Genomic DNA, 12,739 nt, shown 5'->3' with positions numbered 1-12,739 from the left:
TTAAACTAAAAAGGATTACCCTTTCATGTACTAGATAATAAACACCTTTTCATCAATTAGTTTGAGTAGCCTTAATGCTGCACCATTTGGTTTAATCTCCCCTCTTTCCCATTTAGAAACACTTTCCTTGGTCATATTTAATATCGAAGCGAGAGAAGATTAAGAAATATTATTTTGCTCACAAATACGTTTAATGTCTTCTCCTGTCATAGACTTAGGGTTGGTGAATTTTTTCTTAAGCTCTTGTGCTTTTATCCGCGCCTCAATACGGCGAGCCGCAGTGCCACTAGCAGTACCAATTGCGTCCATTTCTTGAGCAAATTTCAGTAACTCATTTATTTTATTATTCATAATGAATCCCCACCAACAGGTTAGCTTCAACTCACTATAATTTTTACTATAGTAAAAATTATCATGGTTAAGGAAGAAAATATGCTAATTAAGCAAAGTCTTGGAATAAAAAAAGAGGAAAATTACCGTATCCTATTGGCAATTTTCCTCTTTTTAATACTGTAGCTAAATGGCAAATAATACCGATAGAATTAACTGCCGCTGATCATTGACGTCATTCTGATCTTACGGTGGTCAGTCATTTCTAAATTCGACATGACCACTAGCTGTGGCAGGCTGCGCCGCAAGAAACGCGATAAAATTAGGCGCAAACCGTGATTGACTAATAATACGGTTGGGGCTCCCATTGCTTCTTGATGGGCAACGGCTTGCTCTGCTTGGGTTTGAATAAACTGCGCCAAGTTTGGCTCTAATCCCCCGCCATTTTTGGCTGCCTGCAATAAAATTTGTTCAAGGCTCGCCTCTAGGCCAATCACTTGAATTTCTTCTGCATTACCAAACCATTGCTGGGTGATAGCCCGACCTAACGCAATTCTCACTTGTGACGTCAGGTAATCCGTATCTTTATTCTCACCATTTTCCCCCGCCATTTCGGCTAAGGTTTCAATGATGGTACGCATGTCGCGGATCACTACATCTTCCATTAATAAATTTTGCAGTACGCGGTGCAAAATCGTTAACGAAATGGTATCTGGGATCAAATCGTCCGCCAACTTCGGCATCTCTTTTTTCACCCGGTCGTACAACATTTGCGCTTCTTGTCGTCCAAATAAGGTGCTGGAATTTTGTAACAGAATTTGGTTAAAGTGGGTCGCCACTGCGGTACTCGCAGATACCACGGTATACCCTTGTATTTGCGCTTGCTCACGTAAATCATCATCAATCCAAATTGCAGGTAAACCAAATGCAGGCTCTTTGGTGACGTCGCCTTGTAACGACCCGGCGGCATTACCTGGGTCAATAGCCAGGCTACGACCAGGCTGTGCTTCTCCCCGCCCAACTTCTGCACCTTTGATCAGAATTCGGTATTCACAGGGGGAAAGCGCCAAGTTATCGCAAATATGTACGACAGGTGGTAAATACCCCACTTCTTGAGCAAATTTCTTACGTAAACCACGCAGTCGCCCTAATAATTCACCTTGCTGGTCATTATCAACTAAGGGAATCAACCGATACCCCACTTCCATCGCCAACAAATCTTCTAGTTGCACGTCATCCCACGTGGCTTCAACCACTTTATTTGCTTCTTGGAAATGCTGCGATTGGCTATTATCTCCCGTGGCACTTTCGGGTTGTTGCGATTTACGCACTAAATACCAACCAAGGGCAGCCAGTGCTGCAGTAAATAGCAAGAAAACAAAGTTAGGCATACCCGGAATCAAACCGATTAGGCCTAAAACGCCTGCGCTCAACCACATCACTCGCGGGTTATTAAATAGCTGGGTGACCATCTGCTCACCCACATCTTCATCGGTTGCCACTCGAGTGACAATAACCCCAGCAGCCGTTGAAATAATCAAAGCAGGAATTTGCGCCACAAGGCCATCACCGATGGTCAGCAAGGTATACGCACTTGTCGCCTCACCCAATGACATATTGTGTTGACCAACACCGATAATTAACCCGCCAACCACGTTGATCACCATAATCATGATCCCCGCAATCGCATCCCCACGCACGAACTTACTCGCACCATCCATTGAACCGTAAAAATCCGCTTCTTGAGTCACTTCCGCACGGCGTTTTTTCGCTTCATCATCCGTAATGATACCTGCGTTCAAGTCGGCATCGATGGCCATCTGTTTACCCGGCATACCATCTAACACAAAGCGAGCGCCCACTTCCGCAATACGCCCTGCTCCCTTAGTGATAACCATAAAGTTAATCAGTACAAGAATAATGAACACCACAATACCGATGGCAAAGTTACCGCCCACCAAAAAGTGACCAAAAGCTTCGACAACTCGTCCAGCTGCATCTGGCCCTGTATGGCCATCTAACAAAATAATTCGCGTTGAGGCGATATTCAAAGAAAGGCGCAATAAGGTTGCAAATAGCAAAATGGTTGGAAATGCAGCAAAGTCTAATGTGCGCTTAGTGAACATCGCCACTAATAGCACCATAATAGAAAGTGCAATATTGAAGGTAAACAGTAAATCCAATAAAAATGCCGGCAATGGCAGTACCATCATCGACAAAATCAATAAGATAAGAACCGGTCCAGCGAGTATTTGCCACTGCGTTCCCTGTAAATTTTTCGGCAATTTTAATAATGAAGCCAAATTAGCCATCGCGATTGTTATCTCCAGCAAAGTCCAGCGTCGGTGGCACTGGCAAATTTTTCGGTTTTTTTGGTCTGAGCCCACCTTCACGGCGCCAGCGGCGCAATTGGTAAACCCATGCTAAAACTTCTGCAACCGCCGCATATAAGGCAACAGGAATGCTTTGGCCTATCTCCGCATGGCGATATAGCGCACGAGCAAGCGGCGGTGCTTCTAACTGTAATATTCGGTGCTCTTCACCAATTTCCTTGATGCGCTGAGCCAATACGCCCGCACCTTTCGCTAATACTTTTGGCGCCCCCATTTTTTTGTCGTCATATTTAAGGGCAACCGCATAGTGTGTCGGGTTAGTGACGATGACATCCGCACTTGGGACATCCGCCATCATTCGGTTACGCGCAATCGCACGCTGTTGTTGGCGAATTTTGGCTTTAATCTGCGGGTCACCCTCTTGCTGCTTGAATTCATCTTTAATTTCCTGACGACTCATGCGCAATTTTTTTAAATGGGAGCGAAACTGATAGAAAACATCAAACGCCACCATTGGGATCAGCAAAAACACAATTAAATAGCCAGCAAAAATGACTTTCTGTAGTGCATTACTTAGCGCCGTAACCGGTGATTCCATCACTAAATGCAGTAATGATGGCCAACTTTGCCAAAGAAAAATAAACGCCCCCAACCCCACAAATAACGATTTTAAAATTGCTTTAAATAACTCAGATAACGCATTCATCGAAAAAATACGCTTTAGCCCTTTGATTGGATTTAACTTTTTCAAATCAAATTTAATCAACTTGCTATTAAAAACGAGCCCACCCACTAACGATGACGCAGAAATCCCCACCAAAGCTAACCCACCAATCACGGGTAATAAGGCAAATAAAGCCTCACTGACAACACGTCCTAAATAGCTGATCATCAAGCCTGTGTTTTGTAAATAATGACCATCAAAAATAAAACCCTGACGAGCTATTTGCCGCAGTTGTGCCGCCAAATGTCCGCCACTTAACCATAGCAAGCTCACGCCAGCTAACATCATCATTAGCGAGCTCAATTCTTTTGAACGAACGATTTGCCCATCATCTTTGGCTTTTTGCTTTTTATGGGGGGTGGGCTCTTCTGTTTTTTCTACATCACTCTCGTCGGACACCGTGATTCCAAAATTTAATGAAAATACGAGTTATCGCTATAGCATGACAGAGTGTAAAAAAATCAATGGTGGAAAATAGACGTAGTTCAAGGGGGTTATTTGGCTATTGAGCAATAAGGCGGCAATTCTGCGAAAGGTTTCGCAGATATGAGCTCCCACTGAAGATAATCCTATATTTAACATTAATAAAGAATAAAATCCCTATGTGAGCAATAAGCATGCTAAATTACACATGCCTGAACACGTGTAATTAAGGGGGTACCATGAGTACAACGGCTCAAAGAATGAAAAAAACCGTCAGTGTCACTATCGCGCCTGAACTTTATGAGCAAGCAAGGCAAGCCAAACTCAACTTGTCTGCAATACTCGCTTGTGCCTTACAAGCTGAATTAAAACGTCTCGAAGCGCAAAAATGGAAAAATGAAAATATTGACGGGTTTAATGAGTTAAATAGGATCAATGAAGAATATGGATTACTCTCAGATAAATACAAGGATTTTTAATGCAATATTGCCTCTATCAAAATCGAGAAGATACGGTCAAATACCCATATTTACTTGATATACAAAGCAACATAATTGATATACTGAATACTCGTTTGGTCATTCCGTTATTTGATAGCAGGCTAGTTAAAAAGCCATTACCCACTCGCCTTAACCCCCAATTATTTATCAACGGGCAGGTGTTTGTTTTAATGACTCACCAGATGGCTTGCGTCCCTCGTTCATTATTAGGGAAAGAAATCGTTGACTTGAGTTGCCAACGAGACACCATTAAACACGCAATCGACTTACTTATTAATGGCTTTTAACAATAAAGGGTTATTATGGATACTTGCCACCTTGTTGCCCCAGATATTTCCTTAGAAGATGCCCCCAAACATGCCCAGCGCATGCTTGACTGGCTAAAAGAACAAGGCATTATTGACCCACATTTCCAAGGCGTTGAATATGGCGAAGTCATTTATCGCCCTACACCTGCTCACAAAGAACCCATTTTGTACGTCATTAATGATGAAATCGTCCCAACCCAACTCCCGGAAGATATGCTAAAAAATTACCTGTCTATCGTAACTGAACATACGGTTTTTCACGCAGGTGGCAATGGCCTCGGTATTTACTGCCCACAATGTGCCAGTGAACAAAGCAAACAGAGCCATGCATGGAGCGATACGGTATCTGATTGGTATGAGGGAAAACCAGAAAACCTCGCTTGTTTTTGTTGCGATTTTCATGGTCCACTTAATGCGTGGCAATTTGATCCGCAATGGGCATTCGGTAATTTAGGTTTTAGTTTCCATAATTGGGATGTTCACGATAGTTTTATCGAACAATTTGCGCAAATACTTGGCAGTAAGATCATCGCAGTCTATCAACATGATTAGCGATTAAATACTCACCTGAGTACGTATAAATTTACTTATACACTATATAATTCAGGGCTTAGAAGGAAAATCCAAGGTAAGGCGCAAGCCAACCGCTTCCGCATATTTTAATAATGTGCCTAATTTCGGGTCGAATTGCGCTTTTTCCAAACGCGACACGTTTTGCTTTTGAGTTTGCATTTTTTCTGCAATTTGCATCTGGGTTAAGTTATTGGCTAAACGCGCTTTTTTAAGTTGGTTGATTAACGCTTGCCTCATTTGTAATTCTGAAGAACACTCATCAACATCCCCGTTATTTTCTTGAACGATGTCAGCTTGTTCGTTTTGTTCTTTAATCACGAAAGTAGAAATTAAATCGTTATTTATCATTGCAATCCCTTCCTTGTAACGCAAGTACAATAAAACTACCCTAACCCTATGTAATTAGAGTAGTTTAATTAAAAAGTTGTCGGTAATTAGAAACCTAGCTCATCAAGTAAATCATCAACCTGAGACTGTGATGCCATTACATTAACGCCTTCTTTATTGATTTGCGGGCCATTGAGCAAACTTTCGTTTTGCGTTTTCGCACGCATTTCAGGTGGCGTATTTTCCATTAATAATGCAAGCAGTTGTTTTTCAGCTTCTTCAACCACTTCCATCATTTTTTTGATGACTTGTCCTGTTAAATCTTGGAAATCTTGTGCCATCATGATTTCCAACAACTCTGCTTTAGTCGTTTCGCTGTCTTGGATCACCTGTCCTAAAAAGGCTTCTGTTGACTCACGCAATTGTGCAGGAACCGCATCTCCAGCGGTTTCTTGCCACTGCTGTTGCAGCACCTGCGCATTTTTATTCATTTCCACTTGCAGTGGTTTGATGACATCAATGCCATTTAAGGTTTTTTCTGCCGCTTGCGCCGTCATTTGTGCGATATAACGCAGCCTGTCTTTTCCGTCTGGAATACTCGCCACGGCTTGTTGAACGCTTTTTTCTAGGCCCAATTCGCGCATACTTTCACGCAGGGTTCTCATTAGCGTACCAATGCGTGTAATGACTTGTTTTAAATCATCATTACCATTGCGAATACCTTCCATACCCACTTGTTCAGTCATGAAAATCTCCTTTGGCACGCACTGTTATTGCAGACCCATTTTTTCGAATACTTTATTCAATTTTTCTTCTAAAATAGCGGCAGTGAACGGCTTAACTACGTAACCACTCGCACCCGCTTGTGCAGCCGCAATAATATTTTCTTTTTTCGCTTCAGCCGTCACCATCAAAACTGGGATGTGCTTTAATGCATCATCACCGCGAATAGTTTTGAGCAGTTCTAAACCATCCATATTTGGCATATTCCAATCGGCAACCACAAAATCGATGCTGCCTGCACGAATTTTCTCTAAGGCATCAACACCGTCTTCCGCTTCTTCTATTTTATTAAATCCGAGCTCTTTTAATAAGTTACGGACGATGCGGCGCATAGTAGAAAAATCATCAACAACCAAAAAACTGAGATCTTTAGCGGCCATAACCACTCCTTCAAAATACAATTGTGAATTCCTGCCCCGGGTTAAACCGTGACAGAAGAAAGTCTTGCTAAAACACTTGGGGCAATCTTGAGAATATCTTGCACTTCATCCGCAGCTCCCATTTCAATCGCAGCACGCGGCATACCAAATACCACACAACTACTTTCGTTTTGTGCGTAAGTGATTGCCCCCTGCTTACGTAAATTCAATAGTCCTTTCGCTCCATCCATCCCCATTCCCGTCAATAAAATACCAATGCATTTTCGCCCAACGCATTGAGCTACTGAATCGAACAACACATCAACAGAAGGACGGTGCCGGTTAACAGGTTCGCTTTGCTGTAAAATGACTTGAAATCCCTTGCCTTTATCGGCAATCAACATATGCGAATCGCCTGGTGCGATATATGCATGGCCTTTTTGTAATAGCTCGTTGTGTTCAGCTTCTTTTACGGTCAATACACACAGCTTATTTAAGCGATCAGCAAAAGAACGCGTAAAACCCGCAGGCATATGCTGAGTGATCACGACAGGTGGGCATTCATGAGGTAACATTTCCAGAAATTGACGTATCGCCTCTGTTCCACCTGTCGATGCGCCAACCGCAATCACACGGCTGTTACAAACATAGGGAGAGAGCGCTTTGGCTTGAGAAACTGGCTCACTGACCTTTTTGTCCGGACGAGCAAAACGGCTGCGCTGAGTAATTTTTGACATAGCTGCTGCGCGAATTTTTTCACCAATAATATCGCGATAACTCATCATGGTTTCACGAATACCAATTTGCGGTTTCGTGACAAAATCCACAGCACCTAACTCCAGCGCTTTTAACGTCACTTCAGAACCTTTCGACGTTAATGTTGAAACCATGACCACAGGCATTGGGTGTAAGCGCATTAATTTCTCTAAGAAATCAATACCATCCATTCGTGGCATTTCCACATCTAACGTAATCACATCCGGCTCATATTGCTTGATTAAATCACGAGCAACATAAGGGTCTGGTGCGGTATCAACCACTATCATGTCATCATGGCTATTAATAATTTCGCGCATTAATTGGCGCATCAGTGCTGAGTCATCCACACATAGCACTTTAATTTTTTTCATTACCCCCTCCTCGCCGCTTGCAAGCTGTAGACGGTTTGCCCTTTAATAACGAAACTTTGTGATAACTGCGATAAATTTTCGGAATGCCCGATAAACAGTAATCCGTCTGGCTTAAGCAATGGAGCAAAACGCTCTAGCATTTTTATCTGCATCTCTTTATCAAAATAAATCATGACGTTACGACAAAAAATCGCATCAAATCGATGTTGCATTTGCCAATCATGATCACTCAAATTTAAATAACGAAATTCAATCATTTGGCGTAATGCTGGCTTGACTCGCGCATAGCCATCAAACTCGCCAACGCCTTTCATAAAATAGCGTTGTCTCTGTAATGCCGTTAAAGACTTCAGCTCTTCTATGCGATACACGCCTTGTTTCGCTTTTTCGAGCACTTCCGTGTCAATGTCACTGGCAATGACTTTGGCATTAATTGCGTTTGGCCCAAGCACATCACTCAATGTCATGGCTATCGAATATGGCTCTTCTCCTGTTGAAGATGCAGCGCACCAAATATTAATCGCGCTATTTTTACGTGTGCGAACAAAGTCCGCTAGCGTCACAAAGTGGTGCGGTTCACGAAAAAATGCGGTTAAATTTGTCGTCAGAGCATTCACGAAAGCTTGCCATTCTGCATGGTGAGGCTCACGCTCTAACATCCGTAAATAATCAGAAAAATTGTCGATATTACAATCACGCAACCGCTTTAACAGCCGGTTATAGACCATATTTTTTTTATTCATGGTGAGGACAATGCCTGATTTTTTATGAATAAATCGACAAACCCGACCAAACTCATCATCAGTCAGTGGTTCTACCTGTGGTACAAAAAGCATCGTACTTGTCGTCCTATTCAATAAAAACCCAGAGGCAGCCAGTTATTTGGCTGCCTTTTAGGATGGATAACCTAAGAAAAAATAACCAGTTACGATTATCCACCGAAAACTCAAAAACGAGTTTTCACAACACTTAACGCCGATTACGATTTAATTGGCTTTCAGGTAATTCAAAGAATGCAACCGTATCAACTAAGTTGTTCGCTTGATCTTCTAGCGCTGCCGTCGCACTGGTCGATTGCTCAACTAACGCCGCATTTTGTTGTGTGACTAAGTCCATTTGGCTTACTGCTGTTGCGACTTGCTCAATACCACGACTTTGCTCATTGGAAGCAGAGGCAATATTACCCATTAATTCAGTAACTTGGTTAACTGCTGCAACCAATTCACTCATAGTTGCACCTGCTTCATTAACTAATTGAGAACCTTGGCTGACTCTGCCAACAGATTCATCAATCAAGGTTTTAATTTCTTTTGCCGCTTCCGCACTACGCTGAGCTAATGCTCTAACCTCACCAGCAACCACAGAGAAACCGCGCCCCTGTTCACCCGCTCGAGCAGCTTCAACAGCAGCATTCAATGCTAAAATATTGGTTTGGAAGGCGATGCCATCAATCACACTAATAATGGCACTGATTTTTTGTGAGCTATTGGAAATGGAAGTCATGGTGTCAATCACGTCTTCGGTGATCTCTCCACCTTTTGTTGCGGTTTTCGATGCGCTAACAGCAAGTTCACTGGCTTGGCGCGCGTTATCCGCATTCTGCTTAACCGTAGCGGTTAACTCTTCCATACTGGCTGCGGTTTCTTCAAGTGATGCCGCTTGCTGTTCAGTACGTGAAGATAAATTATTATTTCCTAACGCGATTTCACGGATACCAGTGTACATTTGGTCCGTATTTGAACGTAGCGCTGTTACTGAAGTCGCTAGAGACTCCTGCATATCTTTTAACTTACCAAACACTTCACCAATTTCATCACGGGTAGTGACTTCAATTTTCTGATTGAGTTTACCATCAGCCACTAATGCAAAGTGCTCTCCCATACTTTTCAATGGGTTAATCACTTTACGTTTCATCCAGTAGTTAACAAAAACAATAACGGCAAGGATAATAACAATCACGGAAGCGAATGAACTCCACGCAAACGTGTTATACATTCTTGCTGCTGCAAGAGATTCATCATTTTCAGCATTCAGTAATTTAAGGTATTCCTCGACAACTTGCTCCAACTGATCCTGGTTTTCTTGGGCAGGAAGTTCAATATAGGCTGCAATATCTTTATTATCTAAATGTGTTTTTAATGCTTTGAGTGTCAATACAAAGGCTTGATACCGAGCCTCAAGAGCGGCGAGATTTTCTTTCTCACTCAAAAGAGGCTGGTTTTTAAACGTGGTGTAATCTTTCTCAGCTTCTTCGAGTAATTTATCAAAAGTTACTCTCGTTTCTTCAATCAACGGTTCGTTACCACCCACTTTATGCAGCAAAGCAATTTGCGTTAAGCTGTTGCGTGCTTGCATTAGGTGTTTACTGGTTTCTTCAAGCATCGCTCGCTTATCAGACCCCAAATCAATACGCTCTAAAGATTTTAATTCACTTACAACAATCCCGACAGAAACCCCGCTAGACACAATCTGCATCCCACAAAATAAAATGAGAAGTAGATACAAACTCACCGAAATTCGGATATTTTTACCAAACATAGAAATCCCCACTTGTGCCAGCTAAGAGAACTGAACCTCTGAAACATTGCCTTGTTTTCTAATGCACAGAAACGCTGCAAAACCAAAGCCTTGCAGCGATAGACTGAGCTTAACCCTTAGAAAGTTTCCCAATTGTCATCATCTTTATGTTCTTTCGATGACAGTTTTGTCAGATCCGGCGTTTTAACGATATTTGAAACCGTTCTTGCTGCCGGCTGAATATTGCGTATTTCGCTTTGTTTTAATGGCGGTAAACGGAAGATGGAAATCAATTGCGACAGTTTTGCCACTTGTTCTTCCAATACATTGGCTGCAACCGCAGACTGCTCAACCAGCGACGCATTTTGCTGTGTCACTTTATCCATTTCTGCAACAGCGATGCTGACCTGTGCAATTCCTTTACTTTGCTCATCTGATGCGGTTGCAATGTGCGTCATAATGTCAGTGACACGTGTGACAGACTCAACAATCTTGGTCATTGTTTCGCCTGCATCTTCTGCTTGGCGAGCGCCTGTCCCAGTTCTTGACACGGAATCTTCAATTAACGTTTTAATCTCTTTAGCCGCATCAGCACTGCGTTGTGCCAAATTACGCACTTCATCAGCCACCACAGCAAAACCACGACCATGCTCGCCTGCTCGCGCCGCTTCAACCGCTGCGTTCAGCGCTAAGATGTTGGTTTGGAAGGCGATGCTATCGATAACCGCAGTAATATCAGAGATTTTCTGTGAGCTATCAGCAATGTTCAGCATGGTACTGACCACATTCGATACCACCTTGCCACCTTCTTTTGCTATCACTGAAGCTTGGTTTGCAAATTCACTCGCTTGGTGGGCGTATTCCGTATTTTGTTTTACGGTTGCAGTCAGCTCACTCATACTGGCTGAGGTTTCTTCTAAGCAAGCAACTTGCTGCTCAGTTCGTGCAGATAAGTCATTGTTACCTGCTGCAATTTCGGTTGTACCTTGGTAAATAGTTTCGCTACCATCAAGTACACCACGAACTGTATTAATCAGTTCCTGCTGCATATGTTGAACACCATTGGCCAACTCACCAATTTCATTCTTGGCAATCATTGTTACATTCGGTGTTAAATCACCTGATGCAAAGACTTTAATACGCTCGATTAAGATACCGAGTGGTTCAGTAATACCTTTACGAACATAGCGATAACTAAAGAAGCCAATTAAGGCGAGTAAGATAGATAGCGTCACCAACATATATAACGATTGGCGATAGTTATTATCTGCATTTACGACTTCGGCCTGAAAATCTGCAGAGATATCCGCAAAATAAGCGTTAAATTGCTCTTCAAATTTTACTTGATGCCCTGAGGTTCTGTGTGCATAAAAACCTTCAAGGTCACCTTTTTCAGCGAATTCACCTAGCTTGATTAACGCATCACGATAGGTTTCATAGGTGCTAAATAGTTTTTCAAATTTGGCCTTATCATAATCCGAACTTTGCATCAGCTTGTTATAGCGCGCATAGGCATCATCCGCTGATTTAAAGTTACGTTTAGCGGCTTTAATCAAATCTTCTGTCGTTGCATCGTCTTGAATTTTACGACCTTCAAGCAAATAGGCATTGATAGAGCGGTTTAAGTTAGCTCGAGCTTGTAACAAATTGACCCAGCTTTCCGTTAATACTTGTCTTTGGCGTTGTAATGAATTCAAATAACTGATGCTGTCGCTGTTATCGCCCAGTTTGGTAAACATCAACCCACTGGATACCAGTTGCAGCAAAATAAAGATAAAAATGACGGACAAAAGTCCCGATACGATTTTAATTCGACTGTACATGACGTTTTACTAACATAATTTTGTTGTATTTTGGATATCGGTCATCCAACCAAAAACTTTAGTTAATGACTTATTATTATTTGAACAATTATTGGGGCTGAGAATTACTCAGCCATGCTGTCAATCAGCGCCATTTCATCGCTTGTTAATAATTTTTCGATATCGACTAAAATCAACATACGGTCGTTTAATGTTCCGAGCCCTGTCAGATATTGAGTTGATAATGTCACGGCAAAATCAGGTGGTGGTGCAATTTGTTCTTCATTCAAGACCAGTACATCCGAAACTCCATCGACGACAATACCAACGACGCGATCTTTTAAATTCACTACGATAACGACCGTGTTATCGTTATACACCACGTTTTCATGGGAGAATTTCACCCGTAAATCAATAATCGGAATGATGACCCCACGTAAGTTAGTCACTCCTTTGATAAAATCAGGGGTATTCGCGATACGAGTCACTTGTTCGTAGCCACGAATTTCCTGCACTTTTAAGATCTCAATGCCATATTCTTCTTCACCCAAGGTGAAAATGAGGTAGCCTTCGCCGTTTTTTTCTTCTTCGTGTTTATTTAAATCATCATCTAACATAGACATGGTGTAT

The 12,739-nt window shown here is 42.2% G+C and carries 14 protein-coding genes; 3 read left to right on the top strand and 11 right to left on the bottom strand.

Annotation, left to right across the window (positions count from 1 at the left end):
• Positions 1–159 precede the first annotated feature (159 nt).
• From PSE72_RS06240 to flhB, 3 genes are all read right to left on the bottom strand, one after another.
• Positions 160–351 carry a hypothetical protein gene (locus tag PSE72_RS06240; RefSeq protein ID WP_232800773.1) on the bottom strand — a complete coding sequence of 64 codons (192 nt, stop codon included), beginning with the start codon at positions 349–351 and terminating at the stop codon, positions 160–162.
• Between the two features lie 191 nt (positions 352–542).
• The gene (gene flhA / locus PSE72_RS06235) at positions 543–2,642 is read right to left on the bottom strand and encodes a flagellar biosynthesis protein FlhA (RefSeq protein ID WP_004909858.1); all 2,100 of its coding nucleotides are present in this window, start codon (positions 2,640–2,642) and stop codon (positions 543–545) included.
• Positions 2,635–3,786 (bottom strand): flagellar biosynthesis protein FlhB, encoded by a 1,152-nt coding sequence (flhB, locus tag PSE72_RS06230; RefSeq protein ID WP_109911158.1) that lies wholly within the window; start codon positions 3,784–3,786, stop codon positions 2,635–2,637. The genes flhA and flhB overlap by 8 nt, the downstream gene beginning before the upstream one ends.
• A 263-nt stretch (positions 3,787–4,049) precedes the next feature.
• Here flhB and PSE72_RS06225 point away from each other — a divergent pair, with 263 nt between their 5' ends.
• The 3 genes from PSE72_RS06225 to PSE72_RS06215 are packed head-to-tail and all read left to right on the top strand — an operon-like array spanning position 4,050 to position 5,170.
• The gene (locus PSE72_RS06225) at positions 4,050–4,289 is read left to right on the top strand and encodes a type II toxin-antitoxin system CcdA family antitoxin (RefSeq protein ID WP_198641275.1); all 240 of its coding nucleotides are present in this window, start codon (positions 4,050–4,052) and stop codon (positions 4,287–4,289) included.
• A complete protein-coding gene (locus PSE72_RS06220; protein ID WP_198641276.1) occupies positions 4,289–4,597 on the top strand; it encodes a CcdB family protein in 309 nt (102 codons plus the stop codon). Before PSE72_RS06225 ends, PSE72_RS06220 begins: the two co-directional genes overlap by 1 nt.
• Before the next feature lie 15 nt (positions 4,598–4,612).
• On the top strand, positions 4,613–5,170 hold the full coding sequence (locus tag PSE72_RS06215) for a hypothetical protein (protein WP_267690095.1): 558 nt from the start codon (positions 4,613–4,615) through the stop codon (positions 5,168–5,170).
• A 51-nt stretch (positions 5,171–5,221) separates the two neighbouring features.
• Here the strand turns inward: PSE72_RS06215 and PSE72_RS06210 are convergent, their stop codons facing one another.
• The 8 genes from PSE72_RS06210 to cheW form a co-directional block, all read right to left on the bottom strand.
• Positions 5,222–5,539 (bottom strand): helix-turn-helix transcriptional regulator, encoded by a 318-nt coding sequence (locus tag PSE72_RS06210; RefSeq protein WP_232800775.1) that lies wholly within the window; start codon positions 5,537–5,539, stop codon positions 5,222–5,224.
• 86 nt (positions 5,540–5,625) lie between these two features.
• Positions 5,626–6,264, bottom strand: coding sequence for a protein phosphatase CheZ (locus PSE72_RS06205; RefSeq protein ID WP_110731846.1), 639 nt, complete (start codon positions 6,262–6,264; stop codon positions 5,626–5,628).
• 24 nt (positions 6,265–6,288) lie between these two features.
• Positions 6,289–6,681, bottom strand: a complete 393-nt coding sequence (cheY, locus tag PSE72_RS06200; RefSeq protein ID WP_004909843.1) for a chemotaxis response regulator CheY — start codon at positions 6,679–6,681, stop codon at positions 6,289–6,291.
• A gap of 41 nt (positions 6,682–6,722) precedes the next feature.
• Positions 6,723–7,790 carry a protein-glutamate methylesterase/protein-glutamine glutaminase gene (locus PSE72_RS06195; RefSeq protein ID WP_004909841.1) on the bottom strand — a complete coding sequence of 356 codons (1,068 nt, stop codon included), beginning with the start codon at positions 7,788–7,790 and terminating at the stop codon, positions 6,723–6,725.
• Positions 7,790–8,626 carry a CheR family methyltransferase gene (locus tag PSE72_RS06190; RefSeq protein WP_004909839.1) on the bottom strand — a complete coding sequence of 279 codons (837 nt, stop codon included), beginning with the start codon at positions 8,624–8,626 and terminating at the stop codon, positions 7,790–7,792. Before PSE72_RS06190 ends, PSE72_RS06195 begins: the two co-directional genes overlap by 1 nt.
• 133 nt (positions 8,627–8,759) lie before the next feature.
• Positions 8,760–10,328 carry a methyl-accepting chemotaxis protein gene (locus PSE72_RS06185; protein ID WP_004909837.1) on the bottom strand — a complete coding sequence of 523 codons (1,569 nt, stop codon included), beginning with the start codon at positions 10,326–10,328 and terminating at the stop codon, positions 8,760–8,762.
• 116 nt (positions 10,329–10,444) lie between these two features.
• Positions 10,445–12,130 carry a methyl-accepting chemotaxis protein gene (locus tag PSE72_RS06180; RefSeq protein ID WP_198641277.1) on the bottom strand — a complete coding sequence of 562 codons (1,686 nt, stop codon included), beginning with the start codon at positions 12,128–12,130 and terminating at the stop codon, positions 10,445–10,447.
• 104 nt (positions 12,131–12,234) lie between these two features.
• Positions 12,235–12,732 (bottom strand): chemotaxis protein CheW, encoded by a 498-nt coding sequence (gene cheW, locus PSE72_RS06175; protein WP_004909833.1) that lies wholly within the window; start codon positions 12,730–12,732, stop codon positions 12,235–12,237.
• Between the last annotated feature and the right edge of the window lie 7 nt (positions 12,733–12,739).

The organism is Providencia sp. PROV116 (assembly GCF_028482485.1).
Lineage (GTDB): Bacteria > Pseudomonadota > Gammaproteobacteria > Enterobacterales > Enterobacteriaceae > Providencia > Providencia rettgeri.
The sequence above is the reverse complement of the archived record's forward strand: the minus strand, read 5'-3'. Positions and strand labels throughout refer to the sequence as shown.

Excerpts from the sequence above, each read along its gene's own strand:
- PSE72_RS06205 (WP_110731846.1), bottom strand. The coding sequence starts at position 6,264 with ATGACTGAACAAGTGGGTATGGAAGGTATTCGCAATGGTAATGATGAT.
- PSE72_RS06225 (WP_198641275.1), top strand. The coding sequence starts at position 4,050 with ATGAGTACAACGGCTCAAAGAATGAAAAAAACCGTCAGTGTCACTATC.
- cheY (WP_004909843.1), bottom strand. The coding sequence starts at position 6,681 with ATGGCCGCTAAAGATCTCAGTTTTTTGGTTGTTGATGATTTTTCTACT.
- PSE72_RS06210 (WP_232800775.1), bottom strand. The coding sequence starts at position 5,539 with ATGATAAATAACGATTTAATTTCTACTTTCGTGATTAAAGAACAAAAC.
- PSE72_RS06185 (WP_004909837.1), bottom strand. The coding sequence starts at position 10,328 with ATGTTTGGTAAAAATATCCGAATTTCGGTGAGTTTGTATCTACTTCTC.
- PSE72_RS06195 (WP_004909841.1), bottom strand. The coding sequence starts at position 7,790 with ATGAAAAAAATTAAAGTGCTATGTGTGGATGACTCAGCACTGATGCGC.
- PSE72_RS06240 (WP_232800773.1), bottom strand. The coding sequence starts at position 351 with ATGAATAATAAAATAAATGAGTTACTGAAATTTGCTCAAGAAATGGAC.
- PSE72_RS06220 (WP_198641276.1), top strand. The coding sequence starts at position 4,289 with ATGCAATATTGCCTCTATCAAAATCGAGAAGATACGGTCAAATACCCA.
- cheW (WP_004909833.1), bottom strand. The coding sequence starts at position 12,732 with ATGTCTATGTTAGATGATGATTTAAATAAACACGAAGAAGAAAAAAAC.
- PSE72_RS06215 (WP_267690095.1), top strand. The coding sequence starts at position 4,613 with ATGGATACTTGCCACCTTGTTGCCCCAGATATTTCCTTAGAAGATGCC.
- flhA (WP_004909858.1), bottom strand. The coding sequence starts at position 2,642 with ATGGCTAATTTGGCTTCATTATTAAAATTGCCGAAAAATTTACAGGGA.
- PSE72_RS06190 (WP_004909839.1), bottom strand. The coding sequence starts at position 8,626 with ATGCTTTTTGTACCACAGGTAGAACCACTGACTGATGATGAGTTTGGT.
- PSE72_RS06180 (WP_198641277.1), bottom strand. The coding sequence starts at position 12,130 with ATGTACAGTCGAATTAAAATCGTATCGGGACTTTTGTCCGTCATTTTT.